Source organism: Azoarcus olearius, assembly GCF_001682385.1.
In the GTDB taxonomy this organism is placed as follows: Bacteria; Pseudomonadota; Gammaproteobacteria; order Burkholderiales; family Rhodocyclaceae; genus Azoarcus; species Azoarcus olearius.
Window position 1 is genome coordinate 1450601 of record NZ_CP016210.1, and the last position, 22883, is coordinate 1473483.

The following is a 22883-nucleotide window of genomic DNA, read 5'->3' on the forward strand; positions in this document are numbered from 1 at the left end:
CAACATGGCGCGCCCGCCCCGCAGCGGCGCGCAGGGAGACGGCGCATGAACACTCTGGACACCCGTGGCGCGGGCCTGAGCCTGCAACTGGATGCGACCGGGCGCGTGCTGCTCGCCTCGCTGGTGCCGCAGCCGGAGGTCGCGGCGATCGATGCCGCATGGCTGGAGGAGCGCATTGCCGAGGCAGGCGCAGGCCGCTTCCGGCGCGACGCCGCGGCGTGCGAACTGCTGCTGCAACAGTACGCGGGCGGCGCGGCGGTGGCGGGGCTGGCGCTGGCGACTGCGGTCGATGCGGCCCTTGCGGTGCGGATCGCGCCCGACGCGCTGCTGGCGACGCTGGACATTACGCCCGCGCAGGGCGGCACGCCGATCAGCAAGGAAGCGGTGCTCGCCGAACTGGGCGCCAAGGGCATCACCGAAGGGATCGCGCTCGATGCGATCAACCAGGCGATCGCGGACGGGGCGGCGCAGGACGTCGAGATCGCCCGCGGCCGGGCGCCGGTCGCCGGCGAGGACGGCCGCCTGGAGTGCCTGCTGCCGGCCGCGCGCGACCGCCGCCCGCAGCTGGATGCGAGCGGCCACATCGACTACCGCGACCTCGGCGAGATCCAGGTGGTGCGCGCCGGTGAGGCGCTGATGCGGCGCCATCCGCCCACCCCGGGCACGTCGGGCATCACCGTGCGCGGGGCCGCGATTCCGCCGCGCGCGGGCAAGGACATCGCCTTTGCGCCCGGCCTGGCCGGCGTGGCGCCCGCGGCGGATGACCCGAATCTGCTGATCGCCGCCTGCGCGGGCCAGCCGGTGCAGGTGCGGGGCGGGATCATGGTGGAGCCGGTGTTCAGCGTCGAGGCGGTGAACATGGCGAGCGGCAACATCCGCTTCGACGGCAGCGTGAAGATCCGCGGCGACGTCGCCGCCGGCATGCGGGTGAGCGCCACCGGCGACATCGAGATCGGCGGCGTGGTGGAGTCGGCGACGCTGGAAGCGGGCGGCAGCATCGTGGTCAAGGGCGGCGTCATCGGCCGGTTGGGCCGCAAGGATGCCGGCGACCACCACATCAGTTGCGGCGGCGACTTCTCTGCGGCCTACGCGCAGCAGGTGCGGGTGGAGGCGGGCGACAGCATCTTCATCGACGACATCGCGATGCAGTGCGATCTGCTCGCCGCCAACCACATCCGCGTGGGCCAGCGCCGCCGTGGCCATGTGATCGGCGGGCGGTTGCAGGCGACGCTGTCGGTGACCGCACGCGTGCTCGGCTCGCCCAACCGCATCGAAACCCGTTTCGAGATCGGCACCCCGCCGGCCCTGCACAAGCAGCTGGCGGAGCTGGCGCGCCAGCGCGACGGCGAGGAAACCCAGTTGCTGGAGGTGAGCAAGCTGCTCGCATTTGCCGATCACAACCCGGGCCGCCTGCCGCCCGCCACCGTGGAGAAGGCCGCCCATACCGCTGCGCGGCTGTCAGCCGAAATCGTCGCGCTGCGCGAGACCGAAAGCGCGCTCGCGCAGAAGGCGGACCTCGCGCGCAATGCCCGGGTCGTGGCCGAGCAGGCGATGTACGACGGGGTCGTGGTGACGCTCGGCATCCAGCGCTACCGCGTCAGCGGCGAGCACGGCGCGGGCGCCATCGGGCTGGGTGAGCAGGGGCTGGCGCTGCTGCCGGCCGAGGACGCGGTGCCGGCGGCCCCGGTCTAGCCGCGGCCTTCGCTCAGCGCGCGGCCGGCGCTGCGGCGTTCTCCAGCGTCCACGCCACCACCTCGGCGCTCAGCGCATCGGCCGCGGCACCGAAGGCGCGCACCACGTCCTTCACGTCGGCGCTGGCGGCCGGATGACGCACTTCGAAGCGGCGGCTGGCGAGGATGCGCAGCGAGGCTGGCGCCACCAGCCGGGCGTCCAGCCGGACAACCGCTTCCGGGCGGCCATCGCGGTATTCGCTGTGGAAGGCGCGCAGGTCGCTGTCGAGTTCGAGGTCGGCGTGCAGGCTCCGGTCGTCGCTGCTCAGCGCCGCGATGCGGCCGTCGCCGTGGAAGGCGTCGAGCAGCCGGTTGCGCACCAGCAGCGGCGCCGGGTCGCTCCAGCTCGCCCCTTTGTAAACGCTGACGCGGTCGCCCTCGGGCAGCACCACGATGCGCTGGCCGGCCAGGTGCAGGCTCGTCTCCGGCTTGGCCACGCGCAACGCGAGCGCGAGCGCCGGTGATGCCGCGGGCGGGGTGCGGGTGGCGGGCAGCAGGTAAACGTCCACCGGCTCGGGCTTTGGCAGTATCGAGCAGGCCGACGCCAGGGCCGCGACGAGCAACGCGGTGGCGAGCGGACGGAGGCGGTGGAGGCGGCGCGGGGCGGGGGAGGCGGTCATGGCTGGAATTCCCTGGTCGGTTCGAGGCCGAGCAGGTAGTCGGCCGGCCTGTCTTCCAGTTGGCGGGTGATGGTGCGCAGCGAGGCGAGCGTGCGGCGCAGCTCGCTGAGCGCCGGGCCGAGGTCGGCGATGCCGCGCATGCCGCTGTCGAGCTGGCCGCGGTTGTCGGCGACCAGCTTGTCTACCGTCTGCATCGCCTGCTCGAAGGCGGCCATCGAGCGCTGCGCGCTCTGCAGCGTCTCCTTGCCCTGGGTGTCGATCAGGCGGTTGGTGGCGCTCATCATCTTCGTCGCCTCCGCGAGCGCGGCGTTGGCCTGCTCGCTGGCGCGCGCGAGTTCGCGCAGTGCGCGGCCCATGTCCTCGCGCTGCGCGGCGAGCGCGCCGGTGGTCTGCTCCAGGTGGCCCAGCGTGCGCCCCAGGCTGGCGGCGTTCTCGGCCGAGAACAGCACGCGCGCCTGCATCAGCAGTTCGTTCACATTGACCATCACGTCCTCGCCGTTGGCGAGCAGGCGCGACAGCGGCGAGGGGTCGGCGATGATGACCGGCACCTCGCCCTGGCGCGGTTCCAGCGCCACGCTGCCGGGATCGTTGCCGCTGCTCAGGCGGATCGTGTAGATGCCGGTGATGCCTTGCGGCGCGAGGCGGGCGCGGGTGTCGCTGCGGATCGGCGCGGCGCTGTCCACCCGGATGCGGGCGAGCACGCGGCGCGGGTCCTTGGGGTCCAGCCGCAGGTTGCTGACCTCGCCGATCTTGATGCCGTTGAATTCCACCGTGCTGCCCTTGGACAGCCCGTTGACCGCTTCCTCGAACACCACATCGTAGAGGTTGAACTGGGTGTCGCTGTCGACCTTGCCCAGCCACAGCGCAAAGCTGAGGGCGGCACCCACCACCAGCACGGTGAAAAGGCCGATCAGCACATGATGGGCGCGGGTTTCCATGTCAGTTCTCCGGTTGCGCGGCAGCCACCTGCGCGGCACGGCCGCGCGGGCCGTGGAAATAGTCCTGGATCCAGGGGTCGTCGGTGGCCGCGACCACCGCCAGACGGTCGTTGACCAGCACCTGCCGGCGCGCGAGCACCGCGACGCGGTCGGTGATGGTGTAGATGGTGTCGAGATCGTGGGTGACGATGAACACCGTCAGCCCGAGCGCGTCGCGCAGGGTGAGGATGAGCTGGTCGAAGGCGGCGGCGCCGATCGGGTCCAGCCCTGCGGTGGGTTCGTCGAGGAACAGGATGTCGGGGTCGAGCGCCAGCGCGCGGGCGAGCGCGGCGCGCTTGACCATGCCGCCGGAGAGGTCCGCCGGGTACTTGGCGCACGCGCTCTGCGGCAGGCCGGCAAGCGCAATCTTGAGACCGGCGAGCCGCAGCGCCTCCTTGCGGGCAAGTCCGGCATGCTCGATGAGGGGCACCGCGACGTTCTCCGCCACGGTCAGCGAGGAAAACAGCGCGCCCTGCTGGAACAGCACGCCGAAGCGGCGCTCAAGCCGCGAACGCGCGGCGGGCGCCAGCGTCAGCAGGTCTTCCCCGAACACCCGCACGCTGCCCGCGGCGGGCCGGTTGAGCCCGACGATGGTGCGCAACAGCACCGACTTGCCGGTGCCCGAGCCGCCCACGATGCTGAGGATCTCGCCGCGGCGCACATCGAGGTCGAGCTGGTCGTGCACCACCTGGCTGCCGAACTGGTTGCGCAGGCCGCGCACCTCGATGATGTGATCGGCGCTCACCAGCCCAGCTCCATGCACAGCAGCGCGGCGACCGCGTCCACCACGATCACGACGAAGATCGATTGCACCACCGCCGAGGTGGTGTGCTCGCCCACCGACTGCGCGCTGCCGCTGACCTTGAAGCCTTCGAGGCAGCCGATCACCGCGATCAGGAAGGCGAAGATCGGCGCTTTGGCGATGCCGACGATGAAGTGGCGCAGGCCGACGTCGTTCTCGAAGATCGACAGGAACATCACCGGCGAGATGTCGAGCGTGAGCGCGCACACCAGCATGCCGCCGACGATGCCCGACAGCATCGCGACGAAGGTGAGCATCGGCAGCGCCAGCAGCAGCGCATACACGCGTGGCAGCACCAGCAGCTCGACGGGGTCGAGCCCGAGCACGCGGATCGCGTCGATTTCCTCGTTGGCCTTCATCGAGCCGATCTGCGCGGTGAAGGCGCTGGCGGTGCGGCCGGCGACCAGGATGGCCGTGAGCAGCACGCCGAATTCGCGCAGGAAGGAAAACGCGACCAGATCCACCGTGAAGATGCTGGCGCCGAAATCCGCCAGCACGGTGGCGCCGAGGAAGGCCACCACCGCGCCGACGAGGAAGGTGAGGAGCGCGACGATGGGCACCGCGTCGAGCGCGGTCTTCTCGAGATTGGCGGCGAGCGCGGTCAGGCGCCAGCGGGCCGGCTGCGCGATGATGCGGAAGGCGGATTCGAGCGTGAGGCCGATGAAGCCGAGCAGCCCCACAGCGTGGCGCCAGAACACGCCCATCGCGATGCCGATGTGTTCCAGCACGTCGCCGAGCGCGGAGCCGGTGTCCGCTGGCTCGGGTTCCGGCGGGGTGGCCAGCGCGTCCGCCACCGCGCGCAGCAGCGCGCGCCGCTCGGGCGCCAGCGCCGGATCTGTGCTGAGCGCTTGCAGGCCGTCGTGGCCAAGCAGTTGCACCAGCAGGCTGGCGCCCGCGGTGTCAAGCGCGCCGAGTCCGCTCGCATCGACCGCGGTGCCGTGCTGCACGTTTGCGCGCAGCGCGGACACCGTGTCGGCGATGCTGCGGTAGTGGGCCAGCGTCCAGTCGCCGCTCAGGCGCAGCACGCCACCGCCGGCCGCGGCCAGCAGTTCCGCGCGTCCGCTCGATGAAGTGTCGCTCATGGGCGGGCGCGGCCGGGCCTTAGCGCGTGATCGGCTTGTAGCGGATGCGCTTGGGCTTGGCGCCTTCCTCGCCCAGGCGCTTCTTCTTGTCTTCCTCGTATTCCTGGTAGTTGCCGGCGAAGAAGGTCCATTGCGAATCGCCTTCGGCCGCCAGGATGTGGGTGCAGATGCGGTCGAGGAACCAGCGGTCGTGCGAGATGATCATCGCGCAGCCGGCGAATTCCAGCAGCGCGTCTTCGAGCGCCCGCAGGGTTTCCACGTCGAGGTCGTTGGACGGTTCGTCGAGCAGCAGCACGTTGCCGCCGGCGATCAGCGTCTTGGCCAGGTGCAGCCGCCCGCGTTCGCCGCCGGACAGGTTGCCGACGATCTTCTGCTGGTCGCCGCCCTTGAAGTTGAAGCGGCCGATGTAGGCGCGGCTGGGCATTTCGAAGCGGCCGACGGTGAGGATGTCGGCGCCGTCGGAGATGGCCTCGAACACCGTCTTGTCGTTGGCCAGGCCGGCGCGCGACTGGTCCACCGCGGCGAGCTTGACCGTGGGGCCGACCACCACTTCGCCGGAATCCGGCTTGTCGAGGCCCTCGATCATCTTGAACAGCGTCGATTTACCGGCGCCGTTGGGACCGATGACACCGACGATGGCGCCCGGCGGGATGCTGAAGTTAACGCTGTCCATCAGCAGCTTGTCGCCGAAGGCCTTGCTGACGTTGTGGAACTCGATGACCTTGTCGCCGAGGCGCTCGCCGGGCGGAATGAAGATTTCCTGGGTCTCGTTGCGGCGCTGGTATTCGACGCTGGCCATTTCCTCGTAGCGGGCCAGACGGGCCTTGGACTTGGCCTGGCGCGCCTTGGGATTGGAGCGCGCCCATTCCAGCTCGGTCTTCATCGCCTTCATGTGGGCGGCTTCCTGCTTGGCTTCCTGCTCCAGGCGCTGGCCCTTCTGCTCCAGCCAGCTGGAGTAGTTGCCCTTCCAGGGGATGCCATGGCCGCGGTCGAGTTCGAGGATCCACTCGGCGGCGTTGTCGAGGAAGTAGCGGTCGTGGGTGACCGCCACCACGGTGCCGGGGAAGCGGGTGAGGAACTGCTCGAGCCATTCCACCGATTCGGCATCGAGGTGGTTGGTGGGTTCGTCGAGCAGCAGCATGTCGGGCCGCGACAGCAGCAGCTTGCACAGTGCGACGCGGCGCTTTTCGCCACCGGACAGGTTGCCGATGACCGCGTCCCAAGGCGGCAGGCGCAGCGCGTCGGCGGCGATCTCCATCTGGGTTTCGATGTCGGCGCCGGCGGTGGCCAGGATGTTCTCGTAGCGCGCCTGCTCTTCGGCGAGCTTGTCGAAGTCGGCATCGGGTTCGGCGTAGGCGGCGTAGATCTCTTCGAGCTTCTGGCGCGCCTCGAGGATTTCGCCGAGGCCCGATTCCACTTCTTCCTTCACCGTCTTGGCGGGATCGAGTTCAGGCTCCTGCGGCAGGTAACCAATGCGCTGGCCGGCAAGGTGCTGAACCTCGCCGTCGTATTCCTTGTCCGCGCCGGCCATGATGCGCAGCACGGTGGACTTGCCCGAGCCGTTGAGGCCGAGCAGGCCGATCTTGGCGCCGGGGAAGAAGGAGAGCGAAATGTCCTTGATGATCTGCCGCTTGGGCGGAACGATCTTGGACACGCGGAGCATCGACATTACGTACTGGGCCATGGGTTTCCGTTGGTTGGGGATGGCATGAAGGTTTCGAGTCTACCGCAGGCAGCGGCGGTTTTACGCCTCCGCCTTCAAGGGAGCGAAGCCGGGACGCGCGGCTCGGGCTCCTCGTGCCTTCTCTTCGAGGGGGGGCGGCGCAGGGGTTTCGGCGGCGGTGCCCGCCGTCGACCGAACGACGGTGCTTGCTGGCTCCAGCTATCGGGCTGAACCGGCTTGCTCCCTCCCCTTCAAGGGGAGGGCGGGGGTGGGGATGGGGTCAGATGCAGCGCGCTCCAAACCCCATCCCCCTCCTAGCCTCCCCCTTGAAGGGGGAGGAACTTGAGTCCCAGGCCAGGAGTACCGGCTTCGCCGCGATGCTACCCAGGCGGCGGACACCGCCCGCCGAAACCCCGTTCTCACCCCCTTGAAGGGGGCGCGTCGTACCAAAGCGGCGGTTCGCACCGATAATCCGCACTTTCCGAATTTCCCCCGCGCCATGCCCAGCCCAGCCCTGCTGCTCAACCTCTTCCTCGATCTCGTCGCGCGCGGCGAGCAGCCGCGGGTGCCGGAGCCGGCGCTGGTGATGGACGACCCGGCCGCGGCCGAGGCCTTCATGCGTGCGGGGCGCGAGGACGGCATGCTGGCGCACACCTATGTCTATCACGCGATCCAGGCCAGCGCCGTGATTCCGGCCGGCGGCACGGTGCTGGACCTCGGCTGCGGGCCCGCCAACCAGCTGGTGCAGGTGGCGCGGCTGAACCCCGACGCACGCTTCATCGGCGTCGATGCGTCGCCCGCGATGCTGGCGCTGGCGCGTGAAACGCTGGCGCGCTGCGACGTGGGCAACGTGACGCTGCGCGAGGCGCAGATGCAGGTGCTGGCGGATATCCCGGATGCCAGTGTGGACGCGGTGATCTCGACGATGTCGCTGCATCACCTGACCGATTTCGGCGCGTTAGCGGCGACCCTGGCGGAAGTGAAGCGCGTGCTCCGGCCGGGCGGCGGGGTGTATCTGGTGGATTTCGGCCGCCTGCGCCGCGCGGCCGGGCAGCACTTTTTCGCCCACGAACGCGCCGCCAGCCAACCCCAACTCTTCACCACCGATTACCACCACTCGCTGCGCGCGGCTTTCAGCCTCGCCGAACTGCAGGCGGCAGCCCGGGTTCTGGGCGCGGCGGTGCGGGTGCGGCGAACCTTTCTGGTCCCTTTCCTGGTCGCCATCCGCAGCCGTCAGCCCAACCGGCTGCGGCGCGAAAGCCGGGCGGCGGCGCGCGCGCTCTATCTTGCGCTGTCGCCGCGCCAGCGCTTCGAACTGCGCGATCTCGCGCGCTTCTTCGGCCACGGTGGCTTTCCGCTGGCCTACCGGCCCTGGTGGCCGTGGCACCGGGGCCGCTAGGCGGACCTGCCGACGCGGCGCTCAGGCCCGCGCGAGCTGGGCTTCGATATCGCCCGCGAGATCCTGCGGCGTGGTGGTGGGGGCGTAGCGTTCGATCACCTCGCCGTGGCGGTCGACGAGGAACTTGGTGAAGTTCCACTTGATCGCTTCGGTGCCCAGCACACCCGGCGCTTGCTGCTTCAGCGCCACGTACAGGGGATGGGCGTTGTCGCCATTGACGTCGAGCTTGGCGAACATCGGGAAGCTGACGCCGTAGTTGCGTTCGCAGAAGTCGGCGATCTCGCTGGCGTCGCCCGGCTCCTGTGCGCCGAACTGGTTGCACGGAAAGCCGAGCACCACGAGGCCGCGGTCCTTGTAGTTGCGGTAGAGCATCTCCAGCCCCGCGTACTGCGGCGTGAAGCCGCACTGGCTGGCGGTATTGACGATCAGCAGCACCTTGCCGGCGTAGTCGGCGAGCGTGGCGGCGCTGCCGTCCAGGCGTTGCAGGGGGATGTCGTAGAGCGGGGTCGTCATGGCAGTCTCCGTGGTGCGGCACGCGGCCGCGGCCTGTGTTTGATCGCGCCGCACAGGATAGTGCCCGCGGCCTTGCCCGGGGCGGGAGGAGACGGCCGTCAGTGGGCGGAAACGAGGCGGACGTGGGGCGCGCGGCGGTCGTCGTCGGCCAGCCGCTGGGCGAAGGCTTCGGCCGGTTCGGGCTGGCCGAACAGGAAGCCCTGCAGCTGGTCGCAGCCGTGCCGGGCCAGGAAGTGCTGCTGCGCGGCGGTTTCCACGCCCTCGGCGGTGACCGTGAGCCCCAGGTTGTGCGCCAGCGCGATGACCGCGGTGGCGATCTTGCCGTCGCTGCTGCCGGGGCGGATGTCGTGCACGAAGCTGCGGTCGATCTTGAGCGCGTTGACGTCGAACTGGCGCAGGTAGGCGAGCGAGGAGTAGCCGGTGCCGAAATCGTCGATCGCCAGCGTGACGCCCATCGCGCGCAATTCGGCCAGCGTGGCGATGGTGCGTTCGAGGTCGCGCATCAGCATGGTTTCGGTCAGCTCGAGTTCGAGCATCGGTGCCGGCAGGCGGTGTTCGGCCAGCGCCTCGCGTACCAGCGCGACGATGTCCTGATGGGCGAACTGCTGGCCGGAGAGATTGACCGCGACCGGCACCGGCGCAAGCCCGGCGTCGATCCAGGCGCGCAGCTGGCGGCAGGCCTCACGCAGCACCCATTCGCCGATCGGCACGATCAGCCCGGATTCTTCGGCCGCCGGCACGAAGCGGCCGGGGGCGAGCAGGCCGAGATCCGGGTGCTGCCAACGCAGCAGCGCCTCGCAGCCTTCGATGCAGCCGTCCGCGGCATTGACCTTGGGCTGGAAGTACAGGCGCAGCTCGTTACGGTCGAGCGCGCCGCGCAACTGGTGTTCCAGCAGCAGCTCGCCGAGCGAATGGGTATTCATGTCCGCCGCGTAGAACTGGAAGCCGTTGCGGCCGTCCGCCTTGGCGCGGTACATCGCGGCGTCGGCATTGCGCAGCAGCATCGAGGGGTCGGCGCCGTCGCCCGGGTACAGCGCGATGCCAATGCTGCCGGTGACCGTCAGTTCGTGCGGGCCGAGGCGGCAGGGTTCGGTGAGCGCGGCGAGGATCTTGCGCGCGATCGTGCCGGCGTCCTGGCCGTGCTCGAGGTCGGGCAGCACGATGACGAACTCGTCGCCGCCCTGGCGCGCCACGGTGTCGGTTTCGCGCACCGCGCCGAGGCAGCGCTGCGTGACCTGGCGCAGCAGGCCGTCGCCGATCTCGTGGCCAAGGGTGTCGTTGATGGTCTTGAAGCGGTCGAGGTCGAGAAACAGCACCGCCGCCTGTGTGCTGTTGCGCCGTGCCTTCAGGATGGCCTGGCCGAGACGGTCCTGCAGCAAGAGCCGGTTGGGAAGCCCGGTGAGCGCGTCGTGGTGGGCGAGGTGGCGGATGCGGGCTTCCGATTCCTTGCGGTCGGTGATGTCCGAGAAAATGCCGATGTAGTGGCTGACGCTGCCGTCGCCTTCGGTAATCGCGGTGATCGACAGCCACTCCGGATAAATCTCGCCGCTGCGGCGACGGTTCCAGATCTCGCCCTGCCATTGGCCGCGCTTGCCCAGCGTGGCCCACATCTCGCGGTAGAAGGCGGCGTCCTGGCGGCCCGACGCGAGAACCGCGGGCGTCCTGCCGTGGATTTCCTCGATCGAGTAACCCGTGATATCGGTGAAGGCGGGATTGACCGCGACGATGCGGGCCTGCGCGTCGGTGATCGCCATGCCTTCGCTGGCGTTGGTGAATACGTTGGCGTAGAGGTGCAGTTCGGACTCGGTCAGCCGCAGTGTCTGGATGCGCTCTTCCAGGTGTTCGTTGGCCCCGGCCAGCGCCAGCGAGGTGCGCTGCAACCGCAGGATGGCGATCATCAGGTAGCCCGCCAGCCCGAGCGCGACCACGAACAGCAGCACGCGGTAGGTGTGGGCGCGGTCGGTCGCGTGCTGATAGCCGTCGACATAGGCGTGGATCACGCTCTCGGCGCGCGCGCCGGTGGGCAGCGCGAGGATGTCGCGGGTGATGGTGTCGAGCACCGGCTTGCGGTCGAGGATGATGCGGCCGTGGGCGATGAGGTTGACCACCCGCTCGCGCTGTGCCGGAGGCAGCGTCAAAGCGACGATGGCGAGCTGGTCCAGCCGTTCCCACATTTCCGCAGCGCGCATCGGCTGGGCGTCGAGCACGAAGCCCATCACGTTGCGCGCGACGATCCCGGTCTGGCGCGACACCGCGGGCGGCAGCATGCCTTCCTCGATCAGCCGGTCCGTGGCAGCGGGAAAGTAGGCGAGGGAGTTGCGCAGCACCGAGGTCTCACGCTTGAAGCGGTCGACCAGTTCGGCCTTTTCGGCCACGACCGCGCGTAGCGCGGCGATCTCCGCGCCCAGCCGGCGGCGGTCCGCCTCGCCCAGGAAGGCCGGCACTGTGGCGACGCTCGCGCCCAGTTCGGTGAACTCGCGCATGCTGGTGGTGATGCCGTCGAAGTCGCGCTGCAGGCCTTCGCCGCTGGCGAGGACTGCGGTGTCGAGTTCGGCGTCGATGTTGAGCAGGCGCCGCAGTTCGCGCCCGTAGTGCTGGGGTTCTGGCGACGTGAGCGTGTCGGCCTGGCGGAACAGCCAGCCGAGCAGCAGCGTCGCGGCCAGCATCAGCAGCGCGGCGCGCAGCAGCGGCCAGCGCGCGAGGCCGGCGAAGGGGTTGGGTGCGGGCAAGGGCTGAATCATCGGCGGGGCTCAGCCGGTGCAAGCGCCGGCGGCTGGCCGGTGAGAGTGTCGAGGAAGGCGATGATCAGGCGGCGGTCTTCCGCGCTGAGTTCGAGGCCGAGCTGGTAGCGCCCCATGATTGCGACCGCCTCGTCGAGCGTGGCGGCATTGCCGTCGTGGAAGTACGGGGCGGTCAGCGCTACGTTGCGCAGGCTGGGCACCTTGAAGACGTGGCGGTCGGCATCGCGCCCGGTCACGTTGTAGCGGCCGAGATCCGCCACGGTGATGTCGCCGCGGGCGCCGAAGTAGTCGCCCATCACACCGAAGCGCTGGAACATGTTGCCACCGATGCCGGCGCCCTGGTGGCAGCTGGCGCAGCCGAGCGCCTTGAAGCGGGTGTAGCCCTCGCGCGCGTCGGGGTCGATCGCGTCGCGGTCGCCGCGCAGGTAGCGGTCGAAGGGTGAATCGACGGGCAGCAGGCTGCGCTCGAAGCTGGCGAGTGCGTCGGCGATGGTGGTTTCGCTGATGCCTTCACCGGCGTACGCGAGCGCGAAGGCCTGGCGGTATTCGGGCTGGGCGCGCAGGCGGGAGATCGCTTCAGCCCAGTTCGATGCCATTTCGACCGGGTTGTGGAGCGGCCCGGCGACCTGTGCCTCCAGGGTTTCCGCGCGGCCGTCCCAGAACTGAGCGAAGTTGAGCGCGACGTTGAGGACGGAGGGCGAGTTGAGCTGACCGAGGGCGCCGCCGGTGCCGATGGAGCGCGGCCGGCGGTCGGTGCCGCCGAGGCTGAGGTTGTGGCAGCTGGCGCAGGCCAGCGTGCGGTCGCGCGACAGCAGCGGTTCGTGGAACAGGCGCTGGCCGAGCGCGACCCGCGCCGGATGCGCAGGCGGCTGCCTGGGTGGCAGCGGCAGCAGCGGTTCGTTGCTGGGTATGGCGGTTGCAGGCGTGGGACTGGCGGCAAGTTCCGGCAGCGGGTCGTGCCAGGCGAGCCCCACCAGCGCGACCGCCAGCAGTGCGAGCAAACCGATGATCGACAGGTGGAGGGCGCGGCGTTTCACCGGCGGCATCTTAACCCTGGCTGAAAACAGGGTTTTGAGCCGCGTCAAGACTTGCGGCCGCCGCACGCCCCCGCGCGACGGCCGGCGGGCTTACTTTTCGACGAAGGCGCGCTCGATCACGTAATCACCGGGCTCGCCGATGCGGGGCGAGATCTTGAAGCCGCGGCTGTCGAGGAGGTCGCAGCAATCCTGCAGCATCGCGGGGCTGCCGCAGATCATCGCGCGGTCGGTCGCGGGGTCGAGCGGGGGCAGGCCGATGTCGGCATTGAGCTTGCCCGAGTCGAGCAGCGCGGTGAGGCGGCCCTGGTTGCGGAAGGGTTCGCGGGTCACCGTGGGGTAGTAGATCAGCTTCTCGCGCACGGCATCGCCAAAGAACTCGTTGTCCGGCAGATGCCGGGTCAGGAAGTCGGTGTAGGCGAGTTCGGAGACGTAGCGCACACCGTGGATCAGCACCACCTTCTCGAAGCGCTCGTAGGTTTCGGGGTCCTGGATCACGCTCATGAAGGGCGCGAGACCGGTGCCGGTGGAGAGCAGGTACAGGTGCTTGCCCGGGTTGAGATCGTGCAGCACCAGGGTGCCGGTGGGCTTCTTGCTGATCACGATCGGGTCACCTTCGCGCAGATGCTGCAGGCGCGAGGTAAGCGGGCCGTCGGGCACCTTGATGCTGAAGAACTCCAGGTGCTCCTCGTAGTTGGGGCTGGCGATGCTGTACGCGCGGGTCAGCGGGCGGCCATCGACTTCCAGCCCGATCATCACGAACTGCCCGTTTTCGAAACGCAGCCCGGGATTGCGGGTGGTGCGGAAGCTGAACAGCGAATCGTTCCAGTGGTGAACGCTGAGGACGCGTTCTTCGTTGAGGTTGCTCATGCCGGCTCCGGGGGCGGAAAAGGGATTGAGCGCGATTCTAATGAGTGTCTTTTAGCGATTAAGCGGATAATTCAGATAAGAGTTATCTGGATAATAGATATGCGATTCACTTTGCGCCAGCTCGAAGTCTTCGTGTCCGTGGCTCGCGGCGAGAACGTTTCGCGTGCCGCCGAGATGATGAACCTGTCTCAGTCCGCCACCAGCGCGGCGCTCGCCGAGCTGGAGCACCAGTTCGAGCAGCAGTTGTTCGACCGCAGCGGGCGGCGGCTGCGGCTCAATGAACGCGGCCGGCTGCTGTTGCCGCGCGCGGTGGAATTCCTCGATCGCGCGCAGGAGATCGAGGCGCTGCTGCGCGGCGAGCGCGGGTTGGGCGATTTGCGCATCGGCGCCACGCTGACGATCGGCAACTACCTGCTGCCGCTGATTGCGGCGGGGTTCCTGCAGCGCCACCCGGAGAGCCGCGTCCATCTTCTGGTGGAGAACACCGAGAGCGTGGTGGCCAAGGTGGCGCGCTACGAGATCGACTTCGGGTTGGTCGAGGGGCGGGTGGACGACCCGGACGTGGAGGTGGCCGAATGGGTGGGCGACGAGTTGTCGGTCTTTTGCGCGCCGACCCATCCGCTGGCGCAGCGCGGAAAGGCGCGCTGGGAGGAACTCGCCGGGGAGCCGTGGATCCTGCGCGAACGCGGATCGGGCACGCGCCAGACGCTGGAGCAGGCGTTACGCCACCAGACCAAGGCGATCGTCCCTCGGCTGGAACTCGAACACACCGAAGCGGTGAAGCGCGCGGTGGAGAGCGGGCTGGGGATCGGCTGCATCTCGCGGCTGGCGCTGCGCGACGCCTTCCGGCGCGGCAGCCTCGTGCGGATCGAAACGCCGGACCTCGACCTGCGGCGCAAATTCCTTTTCGTGTGGCATCGCGGCAAGTACCACACTGCGGCGATCCGCACCTTTCTGGACGATTGCCGGGCGCTCACTGGCGGGGCTGGCTTCAGTCACGAGATTCCGTTGCCGGCCGTGCCCTGAAGCGCTTGCCGCGGTTTCGTGCCGACCAGGCCGACGCGTCGCGGTGGGGGCGTTTTCGCCGCGACACCGCCTGTTCCAGTGCGTGTGGCGGGCGCAGCCAGGGCAAAAAAAACGCCATGTCGGTGACATGGCGTTCTTGAGCGCGGGGCAAGGGACGTTCAGCCTGCTGCGCCCAGCGTCTTGACTCCGGCGGGCAGCGCGGCAGGGCGTTCCGGCATGTAGGCCGCGATCTGGCAGGCGATGGCGGCCACATAGGGAATGCACTGCAAGGCCAGGATGCCGACCCACAACTGGGTTTCGAGGTCGTTTGCGCCGCGCAGCGTAACCAGCGCCACCGCACCCAGGATCAACGCGAACAGCATGCCGAGTTCCTCGCGGATCGGGCCGAAGAACGCCAGCGCGCCCTTGGCCTTCCAGCCCTTGGGGGTCACGACGAAGACGCCCTTTCGCTTCACCAGGCCGGTGAACACGCCGCGTGCGATGGCGTGGGCGAGGCCGACCGACAGGATGGAGGCGCCGAGAATGTCCTTCCACGGGCACTCCATCGTGCGCCGGTAGAGGATGGGGCCGAGCGCCGCCTTGAAGGCCATGAAGCCGAGAATGGGTAGCGCAAGTGCCGTCACGGGCAGGCCGAAGGCCTTGGGGAACAGCAGGATGCCCAGCGTCCACAGCAGGCTGCCGAAGGCGAACACCAGTTGCAGCGCGTCGCCCAGCCAGGCGAACCAGCCGGTGAGGAAGTGATAGCGCTGGGCGAGATTGAGCGTGCTCTTGCCGACCATCTGTGGCAGATGCGCCTTGAGGATCTGCATTGCGCCGAAGGCCCAGCGGAAGCGCTGGCTCTTGATCGCGGCGAAGTCGGACGGCGTGAGGCCGCGGCCGAGGATGTGGTCCACGTAGCGGGTGTCGTAGCCCTTTTCGATCAGGCGCAGGCCGAGTTCGGTGTCTTCGCAGATGCACCACTCCGACCAGCCGCCGACTTCTTCGAGCGCGAGGCGGCGCACCAGCGTCATCGTGCCGTGCTGGATCAGCGCGTTGCGCTCGTTGCGGTGGTGCATGCCGATGCGGAAGAAGCCGTCGAACTCCCAGTTGCACATGCGGCGGAAGGGGTGGGTTTCCCAGTCGCGGTGGGCCTGCGGCGCCTGCACCACGGCCACGTCGGGCTTGTCGAAGTGCGGGATCAGCACCGCCAGCCAGTCCGGATCGACCACATAGTCGGCATCCACCACCCCGACCACCTCGGCGCGCGGGTCGGTGACCTGCAGGCCGTAGTTGAGCGCCCCGGCCTTGAAGCCCGGCCAGTCCATCAGGTGGAAGAAGCGGAAGCGCGGGCCGAGTTCGGCGCAGCGCGCCTCCAGCGGCCTCCACTTGGCGTCATCCTTGGTGTTGTTGTCGAGGATGAGGACTTCGAAGTTCTGGTAGTTGAGCTTGGCCAGGCTGTCGATGGTGGCGATCACCATCTCCGGCGGCTCGTTGTGACAGGCGAGGTGGATCGACACGAAGGGCTGGTCTTCGGGTGCGTGCGGCGGCAGCGGCATGAAGCGGCGCTGCCACTTGCGCTTGAACAGCATCTCGCCGAACTCGAAGCCGTGCGACAGCAGCACCGCCGCGGTGAGGCAGGTCGCGGCGATCAGCATCGTCAGGCCCACCAGGTCGCGCTGGGTGAGGTAGTAGTCGACCGGTACGTTGAGGCTGACGATCAGCGTCGAGACGCAGGCCTGGATCAGCCCCGCGAGGAAGATGCGGCCGGCGATGTTCCAGTCGGACAGGAAGAAGGCGATCAGCAGCATCGGGATGAAGGCGAGCGCGGCGGCATTGCTGGCCTTCTTGGCCCAGTGCGGATCGCGCTCGACCAAGCCTTCGAGCGCGAACTTGGGCTGGCGGTCTGCGTTGAACATGCCCCAGTAGGCGCCGGCCCAACCTTCCACATCGACCTTCCAGGGCTGGTCGATCGCCTCCATCAGGAAGTAGTCGAGTCGCGCGGTGCGGGGGTGGGCGAGGAACTCGCGGATGAAGCGCGCTTCATTGTCGAGCGTAGGCTCGGCCGCCCCGATGACCGGGCCGCGGCTCGGCCAGCCGATTTCGCCGATGACGATCTTTTTCTTGGGGAAAGTCTTCACCAGTTCGTCGTAACGCTGCAGGGCGTACTCCACCGCGGCCTCGACCGGCACGCCTTCGTGGTAAGGCAGCAGGTGCACGGTAATGTAATCGACGTGCTTGGCCAGTTCGGGGTACTTCAGCCACACGTGCCAGGGTTCGGCAGTGGACACCGGCTTGCGCAGCGACTTACGCACGCGGTCGAGATAAACGATCATCTCGTCGGGCTTGAGGTCGCCGCGCAGGATGGCCTCGTTGCCGACCAGTACGCGTTCGATGTAGCGCTGCTTGCGGGCGACTTCGAGCAGCGCGTTGATTTCCTTCTCGTTCTTTTCCTTGTCGGTGTCCAGCCACGCCCCGGCGGTGACCAGCATGTCGCGCTGGCCGGCCAGTTCGAGCAGGCCCGGCAGGTCGTTGACGCCGTAGGTGCGCAGGCCGTCGGCCGAGCGCGCGAGCAGGTCGAGGTCGGCGCCGATCTGGGCGTCGGTGGGATAGGTGCCGCGCAGCGGGCTCTGGTCGCGCTGGAAGCCGTTGTAGGCGAAGCCCTTGATGCTCTGGCTTGCGCCGATGAATTCGGAACCGCGATTGAAGTGTTCCCAGATCCAGTACTGGGCAAGTGCCACCAGGCTGGCGACGGCCAGCGCGATCGTCATTCGGTAGGCAAGGGATGCTGCATTCTTCATCGGGAGGAGAGGTCCGATCAGGGAGGGTTACGAGCGGTGGGCTCGCGGAGTCGGTGCGGAAAATCGCGTCTTACGAGGCAGTGTGGCAAGCGCGCACACTGCGTGGGGCCTGATGCTGAATTTCCATGCTCCTTTGTGCTGTGACAGAATCCGCGACCGCGTCGCCGAATCGGCACAACAAGCATTTTATGCGTTATTTCAGGCTGTTACGAGAATGCCTGAAACGGAATTTGCAACAGTGCATTTTGCTTTCGGGCGCGATTTGATTTGTAAGGGAAAAGCTACGTGAGTCGGAATAATTCGCAGAAATATGGCTGGTGGCCGGTGGTGCTGGGCGGCGCCCTCGTGCTCGCGCTGGCGCTGGGTGCGCGCTACGGCTTGATCGAGAACGGCGTGCTGCCGCGCGATTGCACCGTACCGGAGGCCCAGGGCGCAGGCGCCGCCTGCGCGCTGAAGTGGGCACTGGTGCAGTTGTTCCATGAACAGCGGCTCGGCATCTTCAGCCTGGTCTGCGGCGGGCTGGGGTTTGCCCTGACCTGCCGCCGTCTGGCGTGGCCCGGCTGGCTTGCCGGGCTCGCGGGGCTCGTCCTCTACAACTACGACTACGCCGCCGTGGGCGCGCTACTCGCCCTGCTGGTGCTCACCGCGGGCGAGCATCAGCGGCAGGCCCAGGGCTAGGGTCGTCGCCAGCCAGGCGATGGCCTGCGGATTGGCCGGCTCCGGCAGCCAGCGGCCGATGCCGCACAGCACGATGATCGCCGCGCAGATCCGTTCGGCACGCGCGGCGCCGCGGCCGAGTGCGGCCAGGGTGCCGAAGATCAGCGCAGGCGTCAGATAGAGCAGCGTCGGAAAATCCCGATAGCGCGCGTCGACGAAGAGCAGCAGCGCGGCCACCGCGGCGGCAAACACCAGCGTGCCGCGCGCGAGGGCCAGCAGGCGTGCCGGCGTCGGTGCCCAGCCGTGGCGCAGATCGCGCCATGCGCTGCGGGCGCCGGGCAGCATCACCCCGTCCCAGGCTGATACCAGCGCGGCGAGCGTGGCCGCGAGCGCCGTCAGCCCGCCCAGCAGTATCCACTCCAGTTCATCCCGGTAGGCGACACGGCCGTGCTCCCAGTTGAGCACCGCGAGCATGCCGCCCACCGCCCCGATGCTGACGCAGGCCGCCACCCGTAGCCGGCCGCCCGCTCCGCGCCGCGCCAGCGCAACCGCCGCAGCCAGGGCCGCGCCGAGCGCGGCGCCAAGCAGTGGCAGTTGCATCGACGTCCGGTCGGCGACCGGCCCCGCGAGCGGAAACTTGGGCTTCAGGTCGGCGTCCAGCATGCCCCAGTAACCGCCCACAGTGCCTTCCAGGCGCCGTTTCCACGGTTGGTCGATCGCTTCGATCAGGTTGTAGTCCCAGCCCCGGTCGTGCGCCTGGTGGACGAACTCGCGGATGTAGCGGGCCTGGTTGGCGGGAGAGGGGCGGGAGACTTCGCGCTGGCGGCCTTCGCTCGGCCACCCGGTCTCGCCGATCAGGATGGCCTTGCCGAAATGGGTCTGCACTTCTTCGTGGATCGCGGCGACGTGTTGCAGCGCGTGCTGGATGTCGACCGGCTCGTCTTCCCAGAACGGCAGGATGTGCACGGTGACGAAATCGACCTCGCGCGCGAGGCTGTCGTGCCGCATCCAGAACTCCCACACGTCGGCATAGGTGACCGGCACCTGCGACTTCGACTTGGCGTCGCGGATCAGCGCCCGCATTTCGTCCTCGCTGCGCTCGCGGCGCAGCAGCACCTCGTTGCCGACGATGAGCGCGCGCACCACGTCCGGGTACTCATTGGCGATTGCGATCGCGTGGTCGAGTTCGGCGGCGTTCTTCTTGCGGTCATAGCCGATCCAGGCCCCGAGCAGCACCTTCAGGCCGATCTCCCGGGCGACGGAGGGCACCTGGTCCAGCCCCTGGTCCACCGAGTAGAGCCGGACGCACCGGGTGATGCGCGAGAGCGCGGCGAGATCGGCGGCGATCTGCTCGCGCGTGATCCGCAGATCCTTGTCGAATGGCGTCTGGCCGGGAAAGTGGTAAGGGGCATAGGAGACGCACTTCAGTTTTTCTCCGTCCGCCAGTTGCAGGTCGTGCATCTGCACCGGGCGGGATTGAAGGGCGAGCCACGCGACCAGGGCGGCCAGCGCGATCAGGTGGACCGCCAGCAGGGCGGCCCAGGGGGAGCGTCGGGACATGGCGTCTCGTAAGGCGGATGCGAAAAAAAGCCACGCACGCGGCGTGGCTTCGTATGAAGCGCGGGCATTCTACCCGGACTCAGCTGTAGGCCTCCATCGGCACGCAGGCGCAGAACAGGTTGCGGTCGCCATAGACGTCGTCGATGCGATTGACGCTGGGCCAGAACTTGTTGTCCGCGACCCAGGGTAGCGGAAAGACCGCCTGCTCGCGGCTGTAGGGCCGCTCCCATTGCGCCGCGGCGATTTCGCCTTGGGTGTGGGGCGCGTTGCGCAAGGGGTTGTCGTCGGCCGGCCATTCGCCGCGCTCGATCCGCAGGATTTCGCCGCGGATCGCCACCATGGCCTCGATGAAACGGTCGAGTTCGGCGAGGTCTTCGGATTCGGTCGGTTCCACCATGATCGTGCCCGCCACCGGGAAGGACATCGTCGGGGCGTGGAAACCGTAGTCCATCAGGCGCTTCGCGATGTCGACCTCGCTGATCCCGGTTGCCGCCTTGATCGGACGGATGTCGAGAATGCACTCGTGGGCGACGCGGCCACGGCTGCCGGTGTACAGCACCGGGTAATGAGGCGCCAGCCGGCTGGCGAGATAGTTGGCGTTGAGGATGGCGACTTCGGTCGCACGCTTGAGCCCCTCGCCGCCCATCATCGTGATGTACATCCAGGAGATCGGCAGGATGCTGGCCGAGCCGAACGGTGCCGCGGAAACAGCGCCCTGGCCCTTGTTGACCCGCTCCGCGTCGCCGGTGGCAGCCACCGCGTGGTCCGCCATGAAGGGCGCGAGATGGGCCTTGAGCCCGATCGGCCCCATGCCCGGCCCGCCGCCGCCATGGGGGATGCAGAAGGTCTTGTGAAGGTTCATGTGCGACACGTCGGCGCCAATGATGGCGGGCGAGGTCAGGCCGACCTGGGCGTTGAGGTTGGCGCCGTCCATGTACACCTGGCCGCCGTGGGCGTGCACCGCGGCGCAGATTTCGCGGATGTTCTCCTCGAACACGCCGTGGGTGGACGGATAGGTGATCATCATCGCGGCGAGGCGGTCGGCGTACTGCGCGGCCTTGCTCTGGAGGTTTTCGAGATCGACGTTGCCGCTACCGTCGCAATCGACCACCACCACCTCCATGCCGCACATCTGCGCGGTGGCGGGGTTGGTGCCGTGGGCCGAACGCGGGATGAGGCATACGTCGCGATGGGCTTCGCCGCGACTGGCGTGGTAACGGCGGATCGCCACCAAGCCGGCGTATTCGCCTTGCGCGCCCGAGTTGGGCTGCATGCAGATCGCATCGAAACCAGTGACGGCCTTCAGGTAGTCGGCCAGGCCGTCGATCATCGCCATGTAGCCCTGGGTTTGCGCGGGCGGCGCAAACGGATGCAGGTTGGCAAATGCCGGCCAGGTGACCGGGATCATCTCGCTGGTGGCGTTGAGCTTCATCGTGCACGAGCCCAGCGAGATCATCGAATGGTCCAGCGCGAGGTCACGGTTCTGCAGCTTCTTCAGATAGCGCAGCATCTCGTGCTCGGTGTGATGGGTGTTGAACACCGGGTGCGCCAGGATCGCGTCGTCGCGCAGCAGGCCCGCAGGAAGGGGCGAGGCAGGCGTCAGGGTCTCGAGGTCGACGTTGGCGCCGAAGCAGGCGAGCACTGCCGCGATGTTCGCGCGGGTAGTGGTCTCGTCCACCGACAGGCCAATGCGGCCGTGGCCGGCGTCGCGCAGGTTGAAACCCGCTTGGTCGGCCGCGGATAGGATCGCCGCTGCGCGCTCGCCGGCGTCGACCTCCAGGGTGTCGAAGTAGGCGGACGAGCGCACCGCGAAACCGGCGGCGCGCAGACCGGCGTCGAGCAGCGCGGCGAGGCGATGAATGCGCGCGGCAATCGTGCGCAAGCCCTGCGGGCCGTGATAGACGGCATAGAAACCCGCCATGTTGGCGAGCAGCACCTGCGAGGTGCAGATGTTGGAGTTCGCCTTTTCGCGCCGGATATGCTGTTCGCGCGTCTGCAGGGTCATGCGCAGTGCGGTCTTGCCGCGAGCATCGCGCGAGACGCCGATGATGCGGCCGGGCATCGAGCGGACATAGGCTTCACGTGTCGCGAAGAAGGCCGCATGCGGGCCGCCGAATCCCATCGGTACGCCAAAGCGCTGGGCCGAGCCGAGCGCGATGTCCGCGCCCATTGCGCCGGGGGACTTCAGCAGCACCAGCGCCATCAGGTCCGTCGCAAGGGCGGTGATCGCGCCGCGGCCCTTGAGTGCCGCGATCACCGCGCCGAGATCGCCTACGGTGCCGTGGACATTGGGGTACTGCAGCAGTGCACCGAACACGTCGTGCTCGGCCGCCTCAGCGGCATCGCCTAACACGAGGTTGAAACCGAAATACTCGGCGCGGGTACGCACGACGTCGAGAGTCTGCGGAAAACAGGCGGCATCGACGAAGAACGCGTTCGACTTCGACTTGGACACGCGACGTGCCATCGCCATCGCCTCCGCGGCGGCGGTGGCTTCGTCCAGCAGCGAGGCGTTGGCAAGTTCCAGCCCGGTGAGGTCGATGACCATCTGCTGGAAATTGAGCAGGGCTTCCAGGCGCCCTTGGGCAATCTCGGCCTGGTAAGGGGTGTAGGCGGTGTACCAGCCCGGGTTTTCCATCACGTTGCGCAGGATTACCGCCGGCGTGTGGGTGCCGTAGTAGCCCATGCCGATCATGGATTTCTTCACCGCATTGCGCTCGGCAAGGCCGCGCAGCAGTTCCAGCGCTTCGTGCTCCGGACGCGGTCCCGCCAGCGGCAGCGCTTGCGGCAGCCGGATCGAGGCGGGGACGGTCTGTGCAATCAGCGTGTCGATGTCCGGAACCCCGATCGCCGCACACATGCGGGCGATCTCGTCCGGGTTGGGGCCGAGGTGCCGGTGGATGAAGGCGTCGCGTTGTTCGAGCTGGGCGAGCGGGGCGGAGAGCAGCGTCTGGGGCATGGGGTACTCGGGAGAGGCGGCCTTCCACGCGTGCCGCGCGGAAGGCAGTTGAGGCGGTGGATCAGTCGGCGATTTCGGTCGCGTAGCCGGCTGCGTCGAGCAGCGCCGAGGTGTCGCCGGCGTTGGCGGGCTTGAGCTTGAACAGCCACGCGGCGTAGGCGTCGGCATTCACGCTCTCCGGGGCATCGGTAACGCTGTCGTTGCGCGCGATGACTTCGCCGGCCACGGGGGCGTAGATGTCGGAAGCCGCCTTGACGGACTCGATCACGGCGCAGGCTTCACCCGCGCTGACAACCCGGCCGGCTTCCGGCAGTTCGAGAAACACGACGTCACCCAGCGCGGCTTGCGCGTGGTCGGTGACACCCACGGTGAGGGTGCCATCCGCCTCCAGGCGGATCCACTCGTGAGACTTGGTGTACTTGAGATCGTTGGGGATGGTGCTCATGGACAAGACTCCGTTCAAATAATGCTTC

At 68.3% G+C, this 22883-nt stretch carries 17 protein-coding genes; 4 read left to right on the forward strand and 13 right to left on the reverse strand.

Going from position 1 to position 22883, the window contains the following annotated elements; all coding sequences use genetic code 11:
* The first annotated feature begins 45 nt into the window (after nt 1-45).
* Nucleotides 46-1692, forward strand: coding sequence for a DUF342 domain-containing protein (locus dqs_RS06810; protein ID WP_065340015.1), 1647 nt, complete (start codon nt 46-48; stop codon nt 1690-1692).
* Between the two features lie 13 nt (nt 1693-1705).
* Here the strand turns inward: dqs_RS06810 and dqs_RS06815 are convergent, their stop codons facing one another.
* Genes dqs_RS06815 through ettA form a run of 5 tightly spaced genes read right to left on the reverse strand, consistent with a single transcriptional unit; the run spans nt 1706 to nt 6895 of the window.
* The gene (locus dqs_RS06815; protein WP_011765004.1) at nt 1706-2350 is read right to left on the reverse strand and encodes an ABC-type transport auxiliary lipoprotein family protein; all 645 of its coding nucleotides are present in this window, start codon (nt 2348-2350) and stop codon (nt 1706-1708) included.
* Nucleotides 2347-3288 (reverse strand): MlaD family protein, encoded by a 942-nt coding sequence (locus dqs_RS06820; protein WP_011765005.1) that lies wholly within the window; start codon nt 3286-3288, stop codon nt 2347-2349. The genes dqs_RS06815 and dqs_RS06820 overlap by 4 nt, the downstream gene beginning before the upstream one ends.
* 1 nt (nt 3289) lies before the next feature.
* Nucleotides 3290-4072, reverse strand: coding sequence for an ABC transporter ATP-binding protein (locus tag dqs_RS06825; RefSeq protein WP_011765006.1), 783 nt, complete (start codon nt 4070-4072; stop codon nt 3290-3292).
* Nucleotides 4069-5211 (reverse strand): MlaE family lipid ABC transporter permease subunit, encoded by a 1143-nt coding sequence (locus dqs_RS06830; protein ID WP_011765007.1) that lies wholly within the window; start codon nt 5209-5211, stop codon nt 4069-4071. Before dqs_RS06830 ends, dqs_RS06825 begins: the two co-directional genes overlap by 4 nt.
* A gap of 19 nt (nt 5212-5230) precedes the next feature.
* Entirely contained in the window at nt 5231-6895 is a 1665-nt protein-coding gene (gene ettA, locus dqs_RS06835; protein ID WP_065340016.1) for an energy-dependent translational throttle protein EttA, read from the reverse strand.
* A gap of 478 nt (nt 6896-7373) precedes the next feature.
* Between ettA and dqs_RS06840 the strand changes: the two genes are divergently transcribed.
* Complete coding sequence (locus dqs_RS06840) at nt 7374-8273, forward strand: class I SAM-dependent methyltransferase (RefSeq protein ID WP_065340017.1); 900 nt, start codon at nt 7374-7376, stop codon at nt 8271-8273.
* Between the two features lie 21 nt (nt 8274-8294).
* Here the strand turns inward: dqs_RS06840 and dqs_RS06845 are convergent, their stop codons facing one another.
* The 4 genes from dqs_RS06845 to dqs_RS06860 form a co-directional block, all read right to left on the reverse strand.
* Nucleotides 8295-8786 carry a glutathione peroxidase gene (locus dqs_RS06845; protein ID WP_011765010.1) on the reverse strand — a complete coding sequence of 164 codons (492 nt, stop codon included), beginning with the start codon at nt 8784-8786 and terminating at the stop codon, nt 8295-8297.
* Nucleotides 8787-8884: 98 nt separating this feature from the next.
* Entirely contained in the window at nt 8885-11527 is a 2643-nt protein-coding gene (locus tag dqs_RS06850; RefSeq protein ID WP_065340018.1) for an EAL domain-containing protein, read from the reverse strand.
* The gene (locus dqs_RS06855; RefSeq protein ID WP_065340019.1) at nt 11524-12573 is read right to left on the reverse strand and encodes a cytochrome-c peroxidase; all 1050 of its coding nucleotides are present in this window, start codon (nt 12571-12573) and stop codon (nt 11524-11526) included. Before dqs_RS06855 ends, dqs_RS06850 begins: the two co-directional genes overlap by 4 nt.
* 81 nt (nt 12574-12654) lie before the next feature.
* Nucleotides 12655-13431: a ferredoxin--NADP reductase gene (locus dqs_RS06860; protein ID WP_011765013.1), complete on the reverse strand. Its 777-nt coding sequence runs from the start codon at nt 13429-13431 to the stop codon at nt 12655-12657.
* Between the two features lie 99 nt (nt 13432-13530).
* On the opposite strand from dqs_RS06860, the gene dqs_RS06865 reads away from it, so the two are divergent.
* Nucleotides 13531-14457: a LysR family transcriptional regulator gene (locus dqs_RS06865; protein WP_065340020.1), complete on the forward strand. Its 927-nt coding sequence runs from the start codon at nt 13531-13533 to the stop codon at nt 14455-14457.
* Between the two features lie 158 nt (nt 14458-14615).
* Here dqs_RS06865 and dqs_RS06870 read toward each other — a convergent pair whose 3' ends face one another.
* Nucleotides 14616-17234 carry a glycosyltransferase family 2 protein gene (locus dqs_RS06870; protein ID WP_065340021.1) on the reverse strand — a complete coding sequence of 873 codons (2619 nt, stop codon included), beginning with the start codon at nt 17232-17234 and terminating at the stop codon, nt 14616-14618.
* A 285-nt stretch (nt 17235-17519) separates the two neighbouring features.
* On the opposite strand from dqs_RS06870, the gene dqs_RS06875 reads away from it, so the two are divergent.
* A complete protein-coding gene (locus dqs_RS06875) occupies nt 17520-17912 on the forward strand; it encodes a hypothetical protein (protein WP_011765016.1) in 393 nt (130 codons plus the stop codon).
* On the opposite strand, the gene dqs_RS06880 is transcribed toward dqs_RS06875, so the two are convergent.
* The 3 genes from dqs_RS06880 to gcvH all read right to left on the reverse strand — a co-directional run bounded on the left by dqs_RS06880 (nt 17856) and on the right by gcvH (nt 22855).
* The gene (locus dqs_RS06880; RefSeq protein WP_065340022.1) at nt 17856-19451 is read right to left on the reverse strand and encodes a glycoside hydrolase family 17 protein; all 1596 of its coding nucleotides are present in this window, start codon (nt 19449-19451) and stop codon (nt 17856-17858) included. The two genes, dqs_RS06875 and dqs_RS06880, sit on opposite strands and share 57 nt — an antisense overlap.
* Nucleotides 19452-19530: 79 nt before the next feature.
* Complete coding sequence (gene gcvP, locus dqs_RS06885; protein ID WP_065340023.1) at nt 19531-22410, reverse strand: aminomethyl-transferring glycine dehydrogenase; 2880 nt, start codon at nt 22408-22410, stop codon at nt 19531-19533.
* A gap of 61 nt (nt 22411-22471) precedes the next feature.
* Nucleotides 22472-22855 carry a glycine cleavage system protein GcvH gene (gene gcvH / locus dqs_RS06890; RefSeq protein WP_011765019.1) on the reverse strand — a complete coding sequence of 128 codons (384 nt, stop codon included), beginning with the start codon at nt 22853-22855 and terminating at the stop codon, nt 22472-22474.
* Nucleotides 22856-22883: the final 28 nt, after the last annotated feature.